18 protein-coding genes and 1 pseudogene are annotated in these 20,663 nt (G+C 66.9%); 15 read left to right on the top strand and 4 right to left on the bottom strand.

Annotation, left to right across the window (positions count from 1 at the left end; all coding sequences use genetic code 11):
* The first annotated feature begins 48 nt into the window (after positions 1-48).
* The 9 genes from thrS to pdxT all read left to right on the top strand — a co-directional run bounded on the left by thrS (position 49) and on the right by pdxT (position 8,958).
* The gene (gene thrS, locus A5651_RS04120) at positions 49-2,115 is read left to right on the top strand and encodes a threonine--tRNA ligase (RefSeq protein ID WP_066975843.1); all 2,067 of its coding nucleotides are present in this window, start codon (positions 49-51) and stop codon (positions 2,113-2,115) included.
* Positions 2,049-2,669, top strand: coding sequence for an HIT domain-containing protein (locus A5651_RS04115; protein ID WP_369803910.1), 621 nt, complete (start codon positions 2,049-2,051; stop codon positions 2,667-2,669). The genes thrS and A5651_RS04115 overlap by 67 nt, the downstream gene beginning before the upstream one ends.
* Complete coding sequence (gene pgsA / locus A5651_RS04110) at positions 2,666-3,316, top strand: phosphatidylinositol phosphate synthase (RefSeq protein ID WP_066975940.1); 651 nt, start codon at positions 2,666-2,668, stop codon at positions 3,314-3,316. The genes A5651_RS04115 and pgsA overlap by 4 nt, the downstream gene beginning before the upstream one ends.
* Positions 3,313-4,260 carry a phosphatidylinositol mannoside acyltransferase gene (locus A5651_RS04105; protein ID WP_231988546.1) on the top strand — a complete coding sequence of 316 codons (948 nt, stop codon included), beginning with the start codon at positions 3,313-3,315 and terminating at the stop codon, positions 4,258-4,260. Before pgsA ends, A5651_RS04105 begins: the two co-directional genes overlap by 4 nt.
* Positions 4,260-5,384 (top strand): glycosyltransferase family 4 protein, encoded by a 1,125-nt coding sequence (locus A5651_RS04100; RefSeq protein ID WP_066975839.1) that lies wholly within the window; start codon positions 4,260-4,262, stop codon positions 5,382-5,384. Before A5651_RS04105 ends, A5651_RS04100 begins: the two co-directional genes overlap by 1 nt.
* A complete protein-coding gene (locus A5651_RS04095) occupies positions 5,384-6,421 on the top strand; it encodes an NUDIX domain-containing protein (protein WP_369803906.1) in 1,038 nt (345 codons plus the stop codon). The genes A5651_RS04100 and A5651_RS04095 overlap by 1 nt, the downstream gene beginning before the upstream one ends.
* 172 nt (positions 6,422-6,593) lie before the next feature.
* Complete coding sequence (gene pdxS, locus A5651_RS04090; RefSeq protein ID WP_066975835.1) at positions 6,594-7,505, top strand: pyridoxal 5'-phosphate synthase lyase subunit PdxS; 912 nt, start codon at positions 6,594-6,596, stop codon at positions 7,503-7,505.
* An 11-nt stretch (positions 7,506-7,516) separates the two neighbouring features.
* Complete coding sequence (gene tesB / locus A5651_RS04085; protein ID WP_066975833.1) at positions 7,517-8,365, top strand: acyl-CoA thioesterase II; 849 nt, start codon at positions 7,517-7,519, stop codon at positions 8,363-8,365.
* The gene (gene pdxT / locus A5651_RS04080) at positions 8,362-8,958 is read left to right on the top strand and encodes a pyridoxal 5'-phosphate synthase glutaminase subunit PdxT (protein WP_066975832.1); all 597 of its coding nucleotides are present in this window, start codon (positions 8,362-8,364) and stop codon (positions 8,956-8,958) included. Before tesB ends, pdxT begins: the two co-directional genes overlap by 4 nt.
* 6 nt (positions 8,959-8,964) lie before the next feature.
* On the opposite strand, the gene A5651_RS04075 is transcribed toward pdxT, so the two are convergent.
* Positions 8,965-10,053, bottom strand: coding sequence for a GGDEF domain-containing protein (locus A5651_RS04075; protein WP_197496534.1), 1,089 nt, complete (start codon positions 10,051-10,053; stop codon positions 8,965-8,967).
* A gap of 330 nt (positions 10,054-10,383) precedes the next feature.
* Between A5651_RS04075 and A5651_RS04070 the strand changes: the two genes are divergently transcribed.
* Entirely contained in the window at positions 10,384-11,136 is a 753-nt protein-coding gene (locus tag A5651_RS04070; RefSeq protein ID WP_066975828.1) for a YebC/PmpR family DNA-binding transcriptional regulator, read from the top strand.
* A gap of 53 nt (positions 11,137-11,189) precedes the next feature.
* Here the strand turns inward: A5651_RS04070 and A5651_RS04065 are convergent, their stop codons facing one another.
* Together A5651_RS04065 and A5651_RS04060 are read right to left on the bottom strand one after the other, a co-directional pair.
* Entirely contained in the window at positions 11,190-12,236 is a 1,047-nt protein-coding gene (locus A5651_RS04065; RefSeq protein WP_066975826.1) for a phosphotransferase family protein, read from the bottom strand.
* 41 nt (positions 12,237-12,277) lie between these two features.
* Positions 12,278-13,501 (bottom strand): mechanosensitive ion channel family protein, encoded by a 1,224-nt coding sequence (locus A5651_RS04060; protein ID WP_066975824.1) that lies wholly within the window; start codon positions 13,499-13,501, stop codon positions 12,278-12,280.
* Positions 13,502-13,726: 225 nt separating this feature from the next.
* Here A5651_RS04060 and A5651_RS04055 point away from each other — a divergent pair, with 225 nt between their 5' ends.
* The 4 genes from A5651_RS04055 to ruvB are packed head-to-tail and all read left to right on the top strand — an operon-like array spanning position 13,727 to position 16,173.
* Positions 13,727-13,933, top strand: a complete 207-nt coding sequence (locus A5651_RS04055; protein ID WP_066975823.1) for a hypothetical protein — start codon at positions 13,727-13,729, stop codon at positions 13,931-13,933.
* Between the two features lie 37 nt (positions 13,934-13,970).
* Entirely contained in the window at positions 13,971-14,525 is a 555-nt protein-coding gene (ruvC, locus tag A5651_RS04050; protein ID WP_066975821.1) for a crossover junction endodeoxyribonuclease RuvC, read from the top strand.
* The gene (gene ruvA, locus A5651_RS04045) at positions 14,522-15,112 is read left to right on the top strand and encodes a Holliday junction branch migration protein RuvA (protein ID WP_066975820.1); all 591 of its coding nucleotides are present in this window, start codon (positions 14,522-14,524) and stop codon (positions 15,110-15,112) included. Before ruvC ends, ruvA begins: the two co-directional genes overlap by 4 nt.
* On the top strand, positions 15,109-16,173 hold the full coding sequence (gene ruvB / locus A5651_RS04040) for a Holliday junction branch migration DNA helicase RuvB (RefSeq protein ID WP_066975818.1): 1,065 nt from the start codon (positions 15,109-15,111) through the stop codon (positions 16,171-16,173). Before ruvA ends, ruvB begins: the two co-directional genes overlap by 4 nt.
* Here the strand turns inward: ruvB and car are convergent.
* The gene (car, locus tag A5651_RS04035) at positions 16,170-19,670 is read right to left on the bottom strand and encodes a carboxylic acid reductase (RefSeq protein WP_066975816.1); all 3,501 of its coding nucleotides are present in this window, start codon (positions 19,668-19,670) and stop codon (positions 16,170-16,172) included. The genes ruvB and car overlap by 4 nt on opposite strands.
* Positions 19,671-19,859: 189 nt before the next feature.
* Here car and A5651_RS26375 point away from each other — a divergent pair.
* Positions 19,860-20,659, top strand: a pseudogene (locus tag A5651_RS26375) (hypothetical protein).
* The last annotated feature ends 4 nt before the right edge of the window (positions 20,660-20,663 follow it).

The raw sequence follows: 20,663 nt of genomic DNA, 5'->3' as shown, positions 1-20,663 counted from the left end.
ATAGCATGGTCGCGTTCGTAGACAGCCACCACACCGGGAGAGTGACCGATGAGCGCCGCCCCCAGCCCCGCCCCCGCAGCCCCAATTCGGGTCGCTGCCGGGACGACCGCTGCGGCGGCGGTCCGCGAAGCCGGACTGCCCGGCCGGGGCGCCCCCGACGCCGTCGTCGTCGTCCGTGACGACCAGGGCCGGCTGCGCGACTTGAGCTGGACGCCGGACACCGATGTGGAGGTGACGCCGGTTCCCGCCAACACCGAGGACGGGCGCAGCGTGATCCGGCATTCGGCCGCACACGTGCTCGCCCAGGCGGTGCAGGACATGTTCCCCGAGGCCAAACTGGGTATCGGGCCGCCTATCACCGACGGCTTCTACTACGACTTCGATGTGCCCGAGGCGTTCACGCCCGACGACCTTGCCGCGCTGGAAAAGCGGATGCGTCAAATCGTCAAGGACGGCCAGCTGTTCAGCCGCCGGGTATATGAGTCCAAAGACCAAGCGCGCAAAGAACTCGCCGACGAGCCGTACAAGCTGGAACTCGTCGACGACAAATCCGGCGACCCCGAGGTGATGGAGGTCGGCCCCCCTGGCTCCGATGACGAGCTCACCGCCTATGACAACCTCAATCCCCGCACCCGCGAACGGGTTTGGGGTGACCTCTGCCGCGGCCCGCACATCCCGACGACGAAGTTCATCCCGGCATTCAAGCTGACCCGCAGCTCGGCCGCCTACTGGCGCGGCGACCAGAGCAACGCCAGCCTGCAACGGATCTACGGCACGGCATGGGAGTCGCAGGAGGCGCTCGACCGCCACCTGGAACTCATCGAGGAGGCACAGCGGCGCGACCACCGCCGGCTGGGCGTCGAGCTGGACCTGTTCAGCTTCCCCGACGAATTGGGTTCAGGCTTACCAGTTTTCCACCCCAAGGGTGGCGTGGTGCGCCGCGAGCTCGAGGACTATTCGCGGCGCAAACACCTCGAAGCCGGATACGAGTTCGTCAATACCCCGCACATCACCAAGGAACAGCTGTACATCACGTCGGGCCACCTGGAGTGGTACGCCGACGGCATGTTCCCGCCCATGCACATCGACGCGGAGTTCAACGAAGACGGCACGGTTCGCAAACCCGGCCAGGACTACTACCTCAAGCCGATGAACTGCCCGATGCACCACCTGATCTACCGGTCGCGGGGACGGTCCTATCGCGAACTGCCGTTGCGGCTATTCGAATTCGGTTCGGTGTACCGGTACGAGAAGTCAGGTGTCGTGCATGGATTGACCCGCGTGCGCGGCATGACTCAGGACGACGCCCACATCTACACCACCCGCGAGCAGATGCGCGACGAGTTGGCCTCGCTGTTGCGCTTCGTATTGGACCTGCTCGCCGACTACGGCCTGGACGACTACTACCTGGAGCTGTCCACCAAAGACCCCGACAAGTACGTCGGGGCCGACGAAGACTGGGAGGAAGCCACCGAGACCTTGCGCGAGGTGGCGCTGGCCTCCGGTCTTGAGCTGGTGCCCGACCCCGGCGGTGCGGCGTTCTACGGCCCGAAAATCTCGGTCCAGGTGAAGGACGCATTGGGGCGCAACTGGCAGATGTCGACCATCCAGCTCGACTTCAACATGCCGGACCGGTTCGAGCTGGAGTACACCGCCGCCGACGGCAGCCGACAGCGTCCGGTATTGATCCACCGCGCCCTGTTCGGCTCCATCGAACGGTTCTTCGGCGTGCTCACCGAGCACTACGCCGGCGCGTTCCCGGCGTGGCTGGCGCCGGTGCAGGTGGTCGGCATCCCGGTCGCCGACGGCCACGTCGACTATCTGGAAAGCGTTGCCGCGCAACTGCGCTCACGCGGCGTGCGGGTCGAGGTCGACAGCAGCGACGACCGGATGGCGAAGAAGATCGTCAACCACACCAACCAGAAGGTGCCGTTCATGCTGCTGGCCGGTGACCGCGACGTCGACGCCGGTGCGGTGAGCTTCCGATTCGGTGACCGCAGCCAGGTCAACGGGGTGCCTCGCGACCAGGCCGTCGATGCGATCGTCGGCTGGATCGAAAGCCGGGAAAACGCCGCGCCCACAGCGGATCTGATCAAGACGGGCGCATCGACGTGACGAACCGCGATGAGCAGAGGGTCGTCGACCACGGTGCGGGCGACCCCGACCATCTGCAGCGCCTCTGGACGCCGTACCGCATGAGCTATCTCGCCGAGGCGCCGATGAAGGGTGGCTCGGCAGCCTCGACGCAGCCGTTCACCGACATCCCCACCCTCAACGACGAGGACGGGCTGGTGGTGGCGCGCGGCCAACTCGTGTACGTGGTGCTGAACCTCTACCCGTACAACCCGGGCCATTCGATGGTGGTGCCGTATCGGCGGGTGTCTGAGCTCGAGGACCTCACCGAGGAGGAGAGCCACGAGCTGATGGCGTTCACCCAGAAGGTGATTCGGGTCATCAAGGCGGTGTCGAACCCGCACGGCTTCAACGTCGGGCTCAACCTCGGCAAGTCCGCGGGCGGATCGCTGGCCGAGCATCTGCACATGCACGTGGTGCCGCGGTGGAGCGGCGACGCGAACTTCATCACGATCATCGGCGGCTCGAAGGTGGTGCCGCAGCTGCTGCGCGAAACCCGTGAACTGCTCGCCGAGGAATGGGCCAGGCAGTCGTGAGCGACTTCTACCTGATGACCCGTGCGGCGTACGAAAAACTGTCCACGCCGGTCGCCAAGGCCGCGCTTCGGGCGGGCCTGACCCCCGACAGCATCACGATCATCGGCACCGCGGGCACGGTGATCGCGGCGTTGACGCTGTTCCCGATCGGGCAGCTGTGGTGGGGCGCGTTCGCGGTCTTTGTTTTCGTCCTCGCCGACATGCTCGACGGCGCGATGGCGCGACAGCGCGGCGGCGGCACCCGGTTCGGGGCGGTGCTCGATGCGACATGCGACCGGATCGGCGACGGCGCGGTGTTCTGCGGACTGATGTGGTGGGCGGCGTTCGGGTTGCGCAGTACTTCGTTGGTGGTAGGGCTGATGATCTGCCTGGTCACCTCACAGGTGATCTCCTACGTCAAGGCTCGCGCCGAAGCCACCGGGTTAAGCGGCGAGGGCGGGCTCATCGAGAGACCGGAACGTCTGGTGATCGTGCTCACCGGGGCGGGACTGTCCGGCGTGTCGTTCCTGCACATCCCATGGCTCCTGCCTGTCGCGGTGTGGGTTCTGGCGGTGGCCAGCCTGATCACCCTGGGCCAGCGGGTGCACAGCGTGCGGACCTCACCCGGCGCGACGGATGCGGTGCGCAAGCCCGAGGACCAGCCGTGACGACCACCCGTGGCGTGAGCGCCGGGGGCAGTCGCTTTTCGCTGAGCGGCCAGGTCTCCGATCTCGGCTACGCCACGGGTTGGCGGATCGTGCGCGCCATGCCGGAGTTCATGGCGCGCAACGCTTTCGGGGCCGGGGCCATCTACGCATCGCGTAACGGCGGGCCGGCGCAGCTGCGCAAGAACCTCGCGCGCGTCATCGGCGCGGCCCCCGACGAGGTCCCCGACGGGCTGATGCGCGCGGCGCTGGCGTCCTATGCGCGGTACTGGCGCGAAGCGTTTCGGCTGCCGTCGATGGACCTCGCCGCCGTCGCCCGCCGACTCGACGAGGTGTTCATCGGAGCAGACCATCTGCAGGCCGCGATCGACGCCGGCCGGGGCGGCGTGATCGCGCTGCCGCACAGCGGCAACTGGGACATGGCCGGTGTGTGGCTCGTCCACAAGCACGGCACCTTTGCCACCGTCGCGGAACGGCTCAAACCCGAATCGCTGTTCCGGCGTTTCGTCAACTACCGCGAAAGCCTCGGCTTCGAGGTGTTTCCGTTGTCGGGCGGCGAACGTCCACCGTTCGAACTGCTCGCGACGCGCCTGCGCGAGAACAGGTTCGTCTGCCTGATGGCCGATCGCGACCTGACCCGTTCCGGTGTCGAGGTGGATTTCTTCGGCGAGGCGACGCGGATGCCGGCCGGACCGGCCAAGCTGGCCATCGCGACCGGGGCACCGCTGCTGCCTGCTCACGTGTATTACCAGGGCGACGACTGCGTGGTCAACATATCGCCGCCGCTCGACACGTCTTCCGGAGACGTCGCCGCGATCACCCAGGCGCTGGCCGACCGGTTCGCCAAGGGCATCGCCGCCCATCCCGAGGACTGGCACATGATGCAGCCGCAGTGGCTGGCCGATCTCTCCGCCGAACGGCAAGCCAGGCTCAGGGGCCAAGCCTGATGCGCATCGGGATGGTGTGCCCGTATTCGTTCGACGTTCCCGGCGGCGTGCAATCCCACGTGCTGCAGCTCGCCGAGGTGATGCGCGAGCGCGGCCACGACGTCAGCGTGCTGGCGCCCTCGTCGCCACATGTGGAGCTACCCGATTACGTCGTGTCCGGCGGCAAGGCCGTTCCCATTCCCTACAACGGATCGGTGGCGCGGCTGCGGTTCGGCCCGGCCACCCACCGCAAGGTCAAGCGGTGGCTCACCGACGGCGAGTTCGACGTGCTGCACCTGCACGAGCCCAACGCGCCGAGCCTGTCGATGCTGGCGCTGCAGGCCGCGGAGGGCCCCATCGTGGCCACCTTCCACACGTCGACCACAAAGTCGTTGACGCTCAGCGTTTTTCAGGGCATTCTGCGCCCGTATCATGAGAAGATCGTCGGCCGCATCGCGGTGTCGGATCTGGCGCGGCGCTGGCAGATGGAGGCACTGGGCTCCGATGCCGTTCAGATCCCCAACGGCGTGGACGTCGCGTCCTTTGCCGCCGCGCCGCTTCTCGACGGTTATCCGCGCCCGGGCAAGTCCGTCCTGTTCCTGGGCCGCTTCGACGAACCGCGCAAGGGCATGGCTGTGCTGACGGCTGCCCTTCCCGCGGTGGTCGAGCGGTTTCCCGACATCGAGATCCTGATTGTCGGTCGCGGCGACGAGGATGAGCTGCGCGACGAGGTCGGCCCGCTGGCGTCACATCTGCGGTTCCTCGGTCAGGTCGACGATACGCAGAAAGCGTCGGCGATGCGCAGCGCCGACGTCTACTGCGCGCCCAACACCGGCGGCGAGAGCTTCGGCATCGTGCTGGTCGAGGCGATGGCCGCGGGCACCGCGGTGGTGGCCAGCGCACTTGACGCGTTTCGCCGGGTGCTCGAGGACGGCAAGGCGGGCCGGCTCGTGCCGGTGGATGACGCCGAGGGGCTGGCTGCGGGCCTCATCGAGATGCTCGCGGACGACGAAGCCCGCGCCCACTACATCGAGGCGGCCACCGAGGCCGTGCACCAGTACGACTGGTCGGTGGTGGCGGGCCAGATCATGCGGGTGTACGAGACAGTGGCCGGGGCGGGCGCCAAGGTGCAGGTGGCCAGCTGATGACGTGGCTCATCGTCACGGCCCTGGTCGTGGTGCTGGTAGTGGTGCTGCTGCTGGTGGCGGGGTGGGCCTATCAGACCGCGCACCGCCTCGACCGGCTGCACGTCCGTTACGACCTGTCCTGGCAGGCGCTCGACGGCGCCCTGGCCCGGCGCGCCGTGGTCGCGCGTGCGGTGGCCGTCGACGCCTACGGTGCTGGCCCGGAGGGCAAGCGGTTGAAGGCGTTAGCAGACGCCGCCGAAAAGGCCCCGAGAGCGGCCAGGGAAACCGCGGAGAACCAGCTGTCGGCGGCGCTGGCGCTCGTCGACCCGGCTTCGCTGCCGGTGGCGCTGGTCGCCGAGCTCGCCGACGCCGAGGCGCGCGTCACACTGGCCCGCCGATTCCACAACGACGCGGTGCGCGACACCCTGGCGCTGCGGGAGCGACCCGCGGTCCGTCTCCTCCGCCTCGGTGGAACCGCCGGTCTGCCAACCTATTTCGAGATCGCCGAACAACCCGACCGGGATGTGGGCGTGGTAGGCCGCCGCACGTCGGCCAGGGTGGTGCTGCTCGACGAGCGCGGGGCGGTGCTGCTGTTCTGCGGGTCGGACCCGGCCTATCCCGACCACTCGGATGGTCCGGCGCCGCGGTGGTGGTTCACCGTCGGGGGCGCGGCTCAGCCGGGGGAGACGCTGGGCGAGGCCGCGGCGCGCGAGCTGGCCGAGGAGACCGGCCTGCGGGTGGCGCCGACGGACATGATCGGCCCGGTGTGGCGACGGGACGCGGTCCTCGACTTCAACGGTTCGGTAATCCGCAGCGAGGAGCTGTTCTTCGTGCACCGCACCCGCCGCTTCGAGCCGTCCGCGGCGGGCCGCACCGGGTTGGAACGGAGCTACATTCACGGCCACCGTTGGTGCGATGAGACAATGATCGCCGAGCTGGTCGCCAAAGGAGAGACCGTCTATCCGCTGCAGCTCGGCGAGTTGCTTTCAGAGGCCAACGAGCTGGCCGACGCCCGGCAAGCCGAACCGCAGCGGCAGCTGCAATCGATCCGCTGAGCTGAGGTTGTATGTGCTCTTCGCGTGCGCGGGCTGCATGTGCTCCTCGCGTGCGCAGGCTGCATGTGCTCCTCGCGCGCGCAGGCTGCATGTGCTCCTCGCGTGCGCAGTGGATCTATCCGATTTGGCGCCGCCCTTAAACTGGATCAGTAGCGAATTGAAGGAGTTAGCAGTGGAAACCGCAGCGGGATCGAACGGGTCGGGGCAGACCGGCACCGCCCGGGTCAAGCGCGGCATGGCCGAGATGCTCAAGGGCGGCGTGATCATGGACGTCGTCACCCCCGAGCAGGCCCGCATCGCCGAGGGGGCGGGCGCCGTCGCGGTGATGGCGCTGGAACGGGTGCCCGCCGACATCCGCGCCCAGGGCGGCGTGTCGCGCATGAGCGACCCCGACATGATCGAAGGCATTATCGACGCCGTCACGATCCCGGTGATGGCCAAGGCCCGCATCGGTCACTTCGTCGAGGCCCAGATTCTGCAGAGCCTCGGGGTGGACTACATCGACGAATCCGAGGTGCTCACCCCGGCCGACTACGCCAACCACATCGACAAGTGGAAGTTCACCGTGCCGTTCGTGTGCGGGGCCACCAACCTCGGTGAGGCGCTGCGCCGCATCACCGAAGGCGCGGCGATGATCCGCTCCAAGGGGGAGGCCGGCACCGGCGACGTGTCCAACGCGACCACCCACATGCGCAAGATCGGCGGCGAGATCCGTCGGCTGACGTCGCTGTCCGATGACGAATTGTACGTTGCGGCAAAGGAATTGCAGGCACCCTACGAGCTGGTCGCCGAGGTGGCGCGGGCGGGCAAGCTGCCCGTCACGCTGTTCACCGCGGGCGGGATCGCGACCCCGGCCGACGCGGCGATGATGATGCAGCTCGGCGCCGAGGGCGTGTTCGTCGGCTCGGGCATCTTCAAATCCGGTGACCCCGCCGCGCGCGCCGCCGCGATCGTCAAGGCCACCACGTTCTACGACGACCCCGACGTGCTGGCCAAGGTGTCGCGCGGGCTGGGGGAGCCCATGGTCGGCATCAACGTCGAGGAGATCGCTGCCCCGCATCGGCTCGCCGAGCGTGGCTGGTAAAGACACACCATATGGCGATCCAAGAGATCCTCGATCTCGAGCAACTCGAGGTCAACATCTATCGCGGTGGCGTGTTCAGCCCCGAATCCGGCTTCCTGCAAAGGACATTCGGCGGCCATGTCGCCGGCCAGTCGCTGGTGTCGGCGGTGCGCACGGTCGATCCGAAGTTTGCGGTGCACTCACTGCACGGCTATTTCCTGCGCCCGGGCGACGCGAAGGCACCCACGGTCTTCATCGTCGAACGGTTGCGTGACGGTGGGTCGTTCGTCACCCGCCGCGTCAACGCGATCCAGCACGGCGAGACCATCTTTTCGATGTCGGCGTCGTTTCAGACCGACCAGAGCGGTATCGAGCATCAGGACGCGATGCCGTATGCCGCACCGCCGGACGACCTGCCCAACTTCATCACCAAGGGCAGCATTTTCGACGACGCCGGGTTTCAGCAGTTCGCGGAATGGGACGTTCGGATCGTGCCGCGCGACCAGCTCAAGCTGTCGCCGGGCAAGGCGTCCCAACAGCAGGTGTGGTTCCGCCACCACGATCCGCTGCCCGACGACTACGTGCTGCACATCTGCGCGCTGGCCTACATGAGCGACCTGACCCTGCTCGGCTCGGCGCAGGTGACCCACCTGGAGGAGCGCCGCCACCTGATGGTGGCTTCGCTGGATCACGCGATGTGGTTCATGCGCCCGTTCCGCGCCGACGAATGGCTGCTCTATGACCAGTCCTCGCCGTCGGCGTCAGGCGGCCGGTCGCTCACCCAGGGCAAGATCTTCAACCAGTACGGCGAGATGGTGGCGGCGGTGATGCAGGAGGGGTTGACCCGCTTCAAGCGCGATTACACGCCGCAGAAGAAGTGACCGGCCCGCGCGTCGGCGTGCTGGCGCTGCAGGGCGACACCCGCGAGCATCTCGCGGCGCTGCGCGAGGCGGGCGCCGAGGCCACGACGGTGCGGCGCCGCAGTGAACTCGAGGTCGTCGACGGGCTCGTCGTCCCCGGCGGGGAGTCCACCACGATGACGCACCTGTTGCGCGAGTTCGACCTGCTCGAGCCGCTGCGATCGCGCCTCGCCGACGGCATGCCGGCCTACGGGTCGTGCGCGGGAATGATCCTTCTGGCCAGCGAGATCCTCGACGCCGGGGCGCCGGGCCGGGAGGCCGCTCCGCTCAAGGGCATTGATATGACGGTGCGGCGCAACGCATTCGGGCGACAGGTCGACTCGTTTGAAGGCGACATCGACTTCGAGGGGCTCGACGGGCCGGTGCACGCGGTGTTCATCCGCGCGCCGTGGGTCGAACGGGTCGGGCCCGAAGTGCGGGTGCTGGGCCGCGCCGCCGACCACATCGTCGCGGTGCGCCAGCATTCGATGCTGGCGACGGCGTTTCACCCGGAGATGACGGGCGACCGCCGCGTCCATCGCCTGTTCGTCGACATCGTCACCGGCCGCGCCTAGGCATCCTCAGGCGGGTTCCTCGTTGTTGAACCAGTCGTCGTGGCCGGGATCGTCGAGCACCGTCAGCGTCGGGCTACGCACGTAGGTCGCCCTGTTACCACCGCCCTTGCGGGCGTCGTACATCGCGTTGGTGGCGATAGACATCAACTCGTCGAGCACGTCGTGCGGCGGCAGCGCCGCCAGCGGTTGCAGCGGGGTAGTCACCACGCCGATGCTTGCCGACAGCCGCGACGGTGAGCTCGAAATCGTGCCGAGCACCCGCTCGATGAGCGCCGAGGCGTCGTTGCTGTCGAACAGGTCGGCGATCACGAATTCCGAATCGGCGATGTGCGCCAGCACCGCGTCGCGGCGGGCGGTTTCGCGCAGCCGGGCGGCGATCTCGACCCGCACGCGATCGGATCCGCTGGTCCCCGAAAACTCGCCGACTAGCGAGAAGCTGTCGAGGTTGACTACCGCTAGGGCAAAGTACCGGTCATCCCCCCGGCTGCGCGCCGCCAGCAACGTCGTCGCCTTCTCGTAGAACCCTTCGCGGTTGAACATCCCGGTCAGCGGTTCGAAATTCTCGTGCAATATGTCGGCGTCGACGAGCCAGATCGCGGCCCGCCCGGTCAGCGAGACGAACATGACGATGAAGCCGATCAGCAGCACCGACGAGATCGCGAACGCCGGGTCGCTGCCGGCCATTTTAGTCCCGAGCACGATCAGCGTCGCGCCCGCGGCGATCCATGTGACCGCCAGCCACCTCGTCGTGTGGAATACCGCCGCGTAGATCGACACCAGGGCGAATGCCGTCGCGCCGAACAGCCCGGCCAGCGGATCGGACTGGATCAGGCACGACGTGGCGACACAGGTTGATCCGAGGCACACACAGATCCGGGACTCGAGCGCGGTCGGCCAGCGCGAGCGTAGCCACAACAGGCACATCCCCCAGCAACATGCGGCCACCACGAGGGCCAGGGTCTGGGCCACGGTGCCGCGCGGGCCGGTCGGGCTCCAAATCAGAAGCACCGAGACCGTGCTCAAGCCGAAAATTACCAGCGCGACCACTCGGCAGACGCGCCGCTGAATTCCGCGGGCAGCCAGAAATGCGGTCAACCAGTAATAGTGATCAAGGCCGCGCCACCATCGTTGCGCCGAATTCATCGGCTACCTGATGGGCCCTGCGGAAGCATTGACGCAGATTAGCAACTCGGCAAACGCGCCACGGGTTTCCTGCCTGAGAAATTCGACCGAATTATCACCGGACTCGACAATTGTTCAAAACGTCAACCGGCAATTGCTCGGCATTGTCGAGTTCTCCGCCGTCGATACGCAGAACGTGTTTTCACGCCGCTCGACGCGGCGCGGTAGCTGGCCAAACGTGCCCGTAGACTCGTTGACCGGACTTCATCTGCACGAGGCAGTAGCGAAAGAGGTAGTACACCCATGAGCGGCCATTCCAAGTGGGCCACCACCAAGCACAAGAAGGCGATCATCGATGCGCGGCGAGGCAAGAACTTCGCCAAGCTGATCAAGAACATCGAGGTCGCGGCCCGCACGGGCGGCGGCGATCCGGCCGGCAACCCGACGCTGTTCGACGCCATCCAGAAGGCCAAGAAGAACTCGGTGCCCAACGACAACATCGAGCGGGCCCGCAAACGGGGCGCGGGCGAGGAAGCAGGCGGCGCGGACTGGCAGACCATCACGTACGAGGGCTACGGGCCCAACGGCGTGGCGGTGCTCGTCGAATGCCTGACCGACAACCGCAACCGTGCCGCGGGTGAAGTGCGCGTCGCCATGACCCGCAACGGTGGCAGCATGGCCGACCCCGGCTCGGTGTCTTATCTGTTCTCCCGTAAGGGTGTGGTGACCCTGGAAAAGAACGGCCTGACCGAGGACGACGTGCTGACCGCGGTGCTAGAAGCCGGGGCCGAGGAGATCAACGATCTGGGCGACAGCTTCGAAATACTCTCCGAGCCAGGCGATCTCGTCGCTGTGCGGACCGCGCTGCAGGATGCGGGCATCGACTACGACTCGGCAGAGGCCGGCTTTCAGCCGTCGGTCACCGTGCCGCTCGACGCCGAAGGCGCGCGCAAAATCATGAAGCTGGTCGACGCGCTGGAGGACAGCGACGATGTCCAGGACGTCTTCACAAACGCCGACATCCCCGACGAAATCCTCGCCCAGATCGAGGAGTGATTTCGGCGTGTTCAGTTGCGGTCAGCACAACTGAACACGCCGAAATCGCGATGTCACGGCAGTTCTTCGCGTAGCAGATCTGCTACACCGTGATCCCTGATGGCGGCGTCGGCGCGTTTCGTGGCAGTCATGCCGAGCTCGAACGGTTGCCATTTGGAGCCCATGCCCGCCGTGACAACTGCTGCTACCCACGAGGTCAGCAATTGCAGGCGGTATTGGTGCCATGCGTCCCCGGCGTCAAGCGCGATGCCTCTCTCACCCAGCGCCAGGCAGTAGCGCTCGAGGAGCCGATGTTCATTCCTGCGCCGCAGATCGGTGGGAACGGACCCGCCGAGAAAGTACGCGACGTCGCGCAGCCCCGGCGCGAAACCGACCATCGCCCAGTCGAGAAACCCCGGTGTGGCGCCGTCGGCGAACATGTTCCCGAGATGGGTATCTCCATGCACTAGGGTGCGCGGCGCAGCGGCGAGCAGCGCTGGGATCCTCGCCACGCGCGACAGATACACATCGGCTAGCTCCCGCGATGTCTCTGGGAGGCGATCGCCAAGCTGTTGGACCGCATAAGCGATCAGATCAGCGGCCGACCCGTAATTTGCCGAGCGCCTGACCACCCAGTCCAAATCCCCCGTCGGGGCGAATCGCCCACTCTCCCAGAACGCGGCGTGCAGGCTCGCAAACGCGTCGATGGTGTTCTCGACGAATTCGGGCAGCCTGGGATCGCGTGCGCCGGGGAAGCGCGCCCCCGCCGCGTTCAGGTCCTCCAAAACCATCACGTAGCGCCCGGACTCGTCGTGTGCCGCGTACCACGGAGTCGGATGGCGCACTGGCACGTCAGGTGCGACCTCTGAGTAGAAGCGGGCTTCGGCCACCCCCATGCCGGTTCGGTCAACGAAGCCTCGTTGATCCACGTCGAAAGGCGCGAGCTTGACGAAAACCGATGCCGGCAGCCGCTCGTCGTTGTGATGAATCTTTATGCAGACGCGACCCGTTGTGCCCGAGTGGGTGTCCACCACCTCGATCGCCGACACGCGGGCACCAAGAACATCCTCGAGCCACGGTGCGGTGATGTCCTCGACCTCGACCGGAATGTGTGCCGGCACGACCCGACGCTAGCTCAGGCAAGACTCTGAGCGTCGATAAATCAACGGCGGCCGTTGGTGCTGGCGAACTCGACTTGACGATCAGCGGTGTCGTCGAACGCGCGGGCCCTAGCGTCGGCCTCAGGGCTGCCCGAAAACAAGCCGGACGAGACGCGCGCGGATTCCGTGTCGACGGTGCGGCGTGGTTCGACCGTGGCGACCGTTTCGGCGGCCTCGATTCGGTGCGTCGGCAGCACCTGGTGGTGCTGCACCCAACTGACCATGCCCTCGCGCACCGCGCAGCGCAGGTCGAACAGCGCGCCCGCGTTCGGGGCACTGACGACGATCCGCACGCGCACCGCTCCACCGACGGCGTCGGTCACCTGCAGAACGCCACGCCGCCCGTCCCACAGCGCGCTGTTGGCCAACAGCCGGTCCAATTCGGCACGCATCTCTTCGAACGGCACCGAGAAGTCCACGTCGAATTCGACGGTGCCCATGATCTCGGTGGCGCTGCGGGTCCAGTTCTCGAACGGCTCGGTGGTGAAGTAGGTGGTCGGCAACACCAGCCGGCGTTCGTCCCACAGACGCACGACGACGTAGCTCAGGGTAATCTCCTCGATGCGGCCCCACCACTGGCCGTTCTCGAGCTGCACGACATCGCCGACGCGGATCGCGCCCGAGAAGGCGATCTGCATGCCGGCGAACACCGCGCCGAGCGAGGTCTGCGCGGCAAGGCCCGCGACCACCGAAAGCACACCGGCAGATGCGAACACCGTCGTGCCGATGTCAGAGAACCTCGGGAACGTCATCAGGATGGCGGCGGCCCCCAGCACCACCACGATCGCGATCGCCAGCCTGCGCAGGACGGTCACCTGCGTGCGAATCCGCCGCCACTGCCGGTCTTCGTCGGCGATCTCGACATCGCCGCCGCCGAAGCGGACAATCGCACGTCGCTCGCAGACCTGCACCAGGCCGGTCACCAGCCAGGTCAGCGCGGCGATCAACAGGATCAGCAGCGTGTGGTCGAGCCAGCCGCGCCAGCTGTCGATGGGCTCGGATGTGCGCTGCACGGCGATTGTCGAACCGAACACCACCAGCGCAGCGCGCAGCGGCATTCGGGTGAGTTCCGCGATATCGCGAATCACGGCGCTGCGGCGGCCAATCCGCATCAACAGCCAGGAGACGGCGACCCCCAGCAGGTATGCGGCCACCACGGCGCCTGCGACCCAGGCGAGTGTGACGGCGAGATTGGTTGCGGACTGCAATTCGTTCTCGTCGGGCATCGTGTGAGTTCAGCTCCCACGGGTTGGCGTCAGATCCCTCGCGACGGTAGCGGCGCTCGGCGCCGCCGTCACATCGAGCGTGCGGGTAATCCAATACCCAACGCCGCCGGACCGCAAAGTATGGTCATGGCAGTGATCCTCGACACGTACGGCAGGTCTTGGTCAGTACGCCGTCGACGGTGACCGTTTCCCGGTGGTCTTCTCGCCACCTCCGAGCTGTTCGGCGTGATCTACGTTGTGCTGTGGCCATTTTGGCTATTGTGCAAGTTTCTCGGCGTGCGATGGGTGGCGGTGATCAAGCGCGACGGTCACGACGTGGGACGCGAGTTGGTGCGTGGATGGCATAGGTCCAAACGCCGCGTCGACGAGATCGTGCAGGAGGTCGCCGAGTACGGCGTGTCGCTGCAGGGAAACGTCGGTCAACCTCGCTAAGCTGCCGTCGAACAGATGTTCACAGAAGGTGGTTGGTGTGCGCGTAATGGGAGTCGATCCCGGTTTGACGCGTTGCGGGCTGTCGATGATCGAAAGCGGTAAAGGCCGGCAGGTCATCGCCCTCGATGTCGACGTGGTGCGCACCCCGTCCGAGGTGCCGTTGCCCAAGCGCCTGCTGACCATCAGCGACGCGGTCGAGCACTGGATGGACACCCACTGTCCCGACGTCATCGCCATCGAGCGGGTGTTCTCCCAGCAGAACGTCTCGACGGTGATGGGCACGGCGCAGGCCGGTGGCGTGATCGCGCTGGCCGCCGCCAAGCGCGGCATCGACGTGTACTTCCATACACCGAGTGAGGTGAAGGCTGCTGTCACCGGAAACGGCGCCGCCGACAAGGCCCAGGTGACGGCGATGGTGACGAGAATTCTTGCACTGCAGACCAAACCGACACCGGCCGATGCCGCCGACGCGTTGGCGCTGGCCATCTGTCATTGTTGGCGCGCACCGATGTTGGCGCGCATGGCCGCGGCCGAGGCGATGGCCGCCGAACAAAAGCGGAAGTACCGAGCTCGACTCAAGGCGGCACGATGATCGCATCCATTCGCGGCGAAGTTCTCGACGTGGCACTCGATCACGTCGTCATCGAGGCGTGCGGTGTCGGTTACCGCGTCAACGCCACCCCGTCCACCCTGTCTACGCTGCGGCGCGGCGCCGACACCCGGCTGGTGACCGCGATGATCGTGCGCGAGGACTCGATGACGCTCTACGGTTTCGCCGACGCCGACGCGCGGGACCTGTTCGGCACTCTGCTGTCGGTGTCCGGTGTCGGCCCGAAGATCGCGTTGGCCACGCTGGCCGTGCACGACGCGCCCGCGTTGCGCCAGGCTCTGGCCGACGGCGACGTGACCGCGCTGACACGGGTGCCGGGCATCGGCAAGCGCAGCGCCGAGCGGATGGTGCTCGAGCTGCGCGACAAGGTCGGCCGCGTTGGAGCTGTCGTCGGGCTACCGTCGGGCACCGGTCACTCGGTGCGCGGACCCGTCGTCGAAGCCCTTGTGGGCCTCGGCTTTGCGGTCAAGCAGGCCGAGGACGCCACGGACAAGGTGCTCGCCAACGAGCCGGAGGCGACGCAATCGACGGCGTTGCGTGCGGCACTGTCGTTGCTGGGTAACAAATGAGCCGGTTCACCGACGACGACGAGGGACCCGACGAGCGCGACGTCTCGCCGGCGCTGACGGTCGGTGAGGGTGACATCGACGCCAGCCTTCGACCCCGGTCGCTTGGCGAGTTCATCGGGCAGGCCCGGGTGCGTGAGCAGCTGCAGCTGGTCATCGAAGGCGCCAAAAACCGCGGCGGCACACCGGATCACATCTTGCTGTCGGGCCCGCCGGGGCTCGGCAAAACGTCGCTGGCGATGATCATCGCGGCCGAACTGGGCTCGTCGCTGCGGGTGACGTCCGGCCCGGCGCTGGAACGCGCGGGGGACTTGGCGGCGATGCTGTCAAACCTGGTCGAGCACGACGTGCTGTTCATCGACGAGATCCACCGCATCGCGCGGCCGGCCGAAGAAATGCTCTACTTGGCGATGGAGGATTTCCGGGTCGACGTAGTCGTCGGCAAAGGCCCTGGGGCAACGTCGATTCCGCTGGAGGTCGCTCCTTTCACGCTGGTCGGCGCCACCACCCGGTCCGGCGCGCTGACCGGCCCGCTGCGCGACCGCTTCGGCTTCACGGCCCACATGGACTTTTATGAACCCGCCGAGCTCGAGCGGGTGCTGGCGCGGTCGGCGGGCATCCTCGGCATCGAGCTCGGTGCCGAGGCCGGAGCCGAAATCGCCCGCCGCTCAAGGGGAACCCCGCGAATCGCCAACCGGCTACTGCGACGCGTGCGCGACTACGCCGAAGTGCGGGCCGACGGCGTGATCACCCGCGACATCGCGAAGTACGCGCTGGAGGTCTACGACGTCGACGAGCTCGGGTTGGACCGGCTGGACCGCGCAGTGCTATCTGCGCTGACCCGCAGCTTCGGCGGTGGACCGGTCGGCGTCTCGACGCTGGCGGTGGCCGTCGGCGAAGAGGCGACGACCGTCGAAGAAGTGTGCGAGCCATTCCTCGTGCGCGCGGGCATGATAGCCCGCACCCCGCGCGGTCGGGTTGCCACGGCGTCCGCGTGGACGCACCTGGGCATGAACCCGCCGAGCGGGGTGTCGGGGCTGGGACAGCAGGGCCTGTTCGACTAGAGCAGGCCGAGCAGCTCCAGATCGGTGACGTACTTGACGATCACCTCCGGCGTGACACGGGGAATGTCCTTGTCCGGACCGATGCCGGCGTTTTGTACCGCGGTGCGGAAGCGGTCGGTCGGCGCGATCGACCCGCGAATCGGCTTCTCCGGCCGCTGATAGTTGTGCAGCAGCGGGAGCAGCGACGCCTGGCGCTGCCGTTCCGGCAGTGCACGTATCGCGGTTTCGAACCGCTGCAGCCAGGTGGAGTAATCGCCGACCCTCGCTATGCGGTAGCCCGCGGAGATCAGCCAGTCGACGAACTCATCGAGGCCGATGCCGTCGTCGTACGGGTTCATGACGTGGTACGTCTCGAACCCTTCGACCACATTGGCGCCCAGCGTGGAGATCGCTTCGGCGATGAATTCCACTGGAAGGCCGTCATAGTGGGCCCGCTGCCGGTCGCCGTTCGCATCCAGCTCGTAGAACGAGGCGGGTGCGATTCCGGTGGCGACCAGGCTCAGGATCATGCGGGTGAACATGTCGGGCAGGTTGAGCTGACCGGCATAGGTGGTGTCCGCCAGAATCATGTCGCAGCGGAACACCGACACCGGCAGACCGCATAGATCATGCGCCTCGCGCAGCAGCACCTCACCGGCCCACTTGCTGTTGGAATAGCCGTTGGCGTAGCTGTCGTCGACCTTACGGGTGGCGCTGATGACGCGGATGTCGGCATCCTCGGTGAACTTGCCTGGCTCGATGCCCGCCCCGACGCCGATCGTCGACACATAGGCAAACGGCTTGATCCTGGTCGTCAGCGCGATGCGGATGAGCTCAGCGGTGCCAAGCGCATTCGGGCCGAACAACTGGTCGTAGGGCAGCACGTGGTTGACCAGGGCGGCCGGGTCGACGATCAGGTCGACGGTGTCGGCCACCCGCTGCCACGTCGCGTGGCTGAGACCCAGGTCTGGTTCGCCCTTGTCGCCGGCGATCACCTCGAGGTGGTCGGCGGCCAGTCGGCGGTAGAGCCGCAACAACTCGGGGTCGCCGCTGTCGAAGATGTCGTCGAGACGCTGCCGGGCCGCGGCATCGTCCCTGGCGCGGACCAGGCAGATCACCGTGCCGCCGACCAGGTCCATCCGCCGCAACCACTCCAGGGCCAGGTAGCGGCCGAGGAATCCGGTTGCGCCGGTGAGCAACACGGTGCGCACCTCGCTGCTCGGACCGGGCAGCGACGGGGCAGCCGCGAGCGTCTGCGCGTCGATGAACTTATCCAGCGTCAGGTCGGCCGCATGTGCCTCGGTCGCGCCGCGGCCGTGCACCGACGCGAACGTCGGACGCTTGGTGCCGGGCTGACGTTCAGCCTCGATGTAGGCGGCCAGTGCGGCCAGGTCGTTGGCCGGGCTGACGATCACCCCGACCGGCACCTCGACATCGAAGATCTCGTTGAGCAGGTTGGCAAAAGTCAACGCCGATAACGAGTCTCCGCCCAAGTCGGTGAATCGGGCATCGGCCTGCAAATCGGCCGCCGCCGAGCCGAGAAGCGCACCCGCGGCGCGGATCACGGTGTCGAGCACCGGGCCCTGCGCACCGCTCTGCCGCAGCGCGCGCAGCTCGTCGGCCTGCCCCTCCGCTAGCTCGGCGTAGAGCTGCTCGAGCTGCTCGCCGTAGTGCACCTTCAGCTTCGGTCGGGCCAGCTTGCGGATGCCGGTCAGCAACCCGTTTTCGAGCGTGAACGGCGTTGTCTCGATGAGGAAGTCGCGCGGAATCTCGTAGGACTGCAGACCCGCCGCCTTGGCGACATCGGCCAGCGATTCGGCGATGGCCGACTTGAGCTCGGCCGTGTCGTAGCGGGCGAGCGCCTCGTCGGTCGGAACGACGACCGCGAGCAGATAGGCACGGGCGCTGTTGCCGTACACGAAGATCTGGTGAACCAGCGAGCTGTCGCCGAAGACGGCCTCCAATTTGGAGACGGTCACGAACTCGCCTTGGGACAGCTTGAGGACGTTGTTGCGCCGGTCGAGGTATACCAGTTGGTCCGGTGCGACCTCGGCGACGACGTCGCCGGTGCGGTAGTACCCGTCCTCGTCGAACATCTCGGCGGTGATCTCGGGGCGCTTGTAGTAGCCCGGGAACAGAGTCTCCGACTTGACGAGCAGTTCACCCCGGGGGTGTGGCCGGTCGGTGTGGAAATAGCCGAGGTCCGGGACATCGGCCAGCTTGTAATCGATCACCGGGGGCCGTTGCACATGGCCGTCGACGAATACGGCGCCTGCCTCGGTCGAGCCGTAGCCGTCGATCAGGTGGATGTCGAGGAACGACTCGACGAACGCCTTCATCTCCGGTGAGAGGGGCGCGGAACCCGTCATCGCCATGACGTAACGGTTGCCGACCAGACGCTCACGCATCTCGGCAAGCACCGCCTCCTCCTGGCCGGGCTTGCGGTCCAATTCGCTTTGCACCTCAGCGAAGATCATGTCCCACACGCGCGGGACGAAGCTCAGCTGCGTCGGCCGCACCAGGGCGAGGTCCTCGAGGAACGTCGAAAGATCGCTTCTGGCGGCGAAATACGCCGTTCCGCCCGCACCGAGGGTGCCGTACAGCAGGCCACGGCCCATCATGTGGCTCATCGGCAGGAAGCTCAGCGAGATCGACGGGCTAGCCGCGTCGGCGCCCCAGGTCGTCCGCATCGCACGGCGCCACGCATTGGCCACCAGCCGTTCGGGATACATCGCGCCCTTCGGGGTTCCGGTGCTGCCGGAGGTGTAGATCAGCAGCATCAACGGGTCAGGGTCGTCGGCGATGAATGGTTGCACCGCAGGCAATTCCGCGCCGCGCGCGATGACGTCGTCCAGGGTGTCGACGCGCACCGTCGCGCCGGCTTCGCCCAACCGCGACTTCGCTGAGGCGACGGCGTCGCGGTAGTCGTCGACCTGCGGCAGATAATCGAACACGATCAGGCGGATCGGTACGGGTGAGGCCGACAGGATGAGGTCGACGGCATCGTCGAGATAGTCGACGCTCGAGAAGATCACGGCGGGTTCGGTCTCGGCGACGATGGGCTGCAGTTGGGCCACGGGCGCGCTGGTCTGCAGCGGCACCGAGATGGCGCCGAGACCGACAAGCGCGACGTCGATCGTGGTGTAGTCGACGCTGGTGAAGCCGAGCAGCGCAACACGGTCGCCGGGCGCTACCGGATCACCGGCGAGCGCGTTGCTGATCTTCTGCACCCGGCGAGACAGTTCGCCGTAGGTGATGGTGTCGAAGCGGGGGAGCAATTCGGCGGTGGTGCGGCCGGTCTGCGGATCGGTGATGAACTCCACGGCCCGCGCACCGAGGGCTGGACGGTCGGCGTAGCCGTCGAAGACCGTGCGAATGAGCTGCGGGAGTCGCACGCCCGGTGCTTCGATGGCGTCGGAAATGGCCTCGTCGGGCACGGCGGCGGCGAACTGCGGATCGGACGTTTTCAGGCTGGCGATGCGGCGTTCGAGTCGCTCGTCGCGGGTATCAATCGGCATCAAAAATGTCCTTGAAATTTAATGGGAATCGGGGAGCGCGACGTTGCGCCTACACCACATTACGTTAGCACTGCTAACTTTATTCCCCTCAATGCGGGCTATCCGCTGTGATTCGCCACCTGGTTATGCGCCCTTGGTAAGGGGGTATTCCGCGGTCGGGGTACTCCACCGGGGACCGAGGAGGCAAAAATGACTGATACACGCGTTCACGATGGTGGCGGCCGGGTGCACATGCCCCGCAGCCGCGGAGCTCTCAGCGGCTTTCTGCTGATCCTGCTGGGCGTCTGGGGGGCACTGATCCCCTTCGTCGGCCCGATGTTCGACTTTGCGTTCAGCCCCGACCGGGAATGGGTGTGGACCACCTCGCGCGGCTGGCTCGAGGTCCTGCCCGGCGCGGTCACCGCGCTCGGCGGCCTGCTGCTCATGACGTCGCGGAACCGGTTCACCGCCATGCTCGGCGGTTGGATGACCGTCATTGCCGGCGCATGGTTCGTGGTCGGGCGCGCCCTGGCCGGGCCGTTAGGCCTCGGTGACGCAGGTGTGCCGGTGGCGGCGACCGAAACCAAGCGCGTGGCCCTGGAGCTGGCCTATTTCTACGGTCTCGGCGCGTTGATCATCTTCCTGGGCGCGCTCGCGCTGGGCCGACTGTCGATTCGCAGCGCCCGCGACATCCGTTATGCGCAGCGACATCACGCGCGCCAGCAGCTGGTAGAGCCGTTGGACGAAGCGCACTACGACATCTTGCCTGACGAGTGCGCTGATGCCTCCTTAGCGGTGGGCGAGCCGGTCCCGCCGGCCGAACATGGCGTCCCACGGACGGTGCCGCCGCTCGTGCACCTCGTTGGTCGGTTGGATTTCCGTCACGTCATCAGAGGCCACCGGCTCCGCCGCGGGCTCGGATGGGGCGATCGTCGAGCGCTGCGCATAACGGATGTCGCGGGCGCTGCGAATCGACAGTCGGCCCAGCGCGAGCGCGCCCAGGAAGATGATCAA

It is taken from the genome of Mycobacterium sp. 1274761.0, from assembly GCF_001668615.1.
GTDB lineage: Bacteria > Actinomycetota > Actinomycetes > Mycobacteriales > Mycobacteriaceae > Mycobacterium.
Note: the sequence above shows the minus strand (reverse complement) of the source record. Positions and strands in the feature narration are given on the sequence as shown.

What these genes read in the sequence shown, in the direction of transcription:
- tesB (WP_066975833.1), top strand. Translation starts at nt 7,517, where the DNA reads ATGGCGATCCAAGAGATCCTCGATCTCGAGCAACTCGAGGTCAACATC.
- A5651_RS04060 (WP_066975824.1), bottom strand. Translation starts at nt 13,501, where the DNA reads ATGCCCGACGAGAACGAATTGCAGTCCGCAACCAATCTCGCCGTCACA.
- car (WP_066975816.1), bottom strand. Translation starts at nt 19,670, where the DNA reads ATGCCGATTGATACCCGCGACGAGCGACTCGAACGCCGCATCGCCAGC.
- A5651_RS04100 (WP_066975839.1), top strand. Translation starts at nt 4,260, where the DNA reads ATGCGCATCGGGATGGTGTGCCCGTATTCGTTCGACGTTCCCGGCGGC.
- ruvA (WP_066975820.1), top strand. Translation starts at nt 14,522, where the DNA reads ATGATCGCATCCATTCGCGGCGAAGTTCTCGACGTGGCACTCGATCAC.
- thrS (WP_066975843.1), top strand. Translation starts at nt 49, where the DNA reads ATGAGCGCCGCCCCCAGCCCCGCCCCCGCAGCCCCAATTCGGGTCGCT.
- ruvB (WP_066975818.1), top strand. Translation starts at nt 15,109, where the DNA reads ATGAGCCGGTTCACCGACGACGACGAGGGACCCGACGAGCGCGACGTC.
- A5651_RS04070 (WP_066975828.1), top strand. Translation starts at nt 10,384, where the DNA reads ATGAGCGGCCATTCCAAGTGGGCCACCACCAAGCACAAGAAGGCGATC.
- A5651_RS04095 (WP_369803906.1), top strand. Translation starts at nt 5,384, where the DNA reads ATGACGTGGCTCATCGTCACGGCCCTGGTCGTGGTGCTGGTAGTGGTG.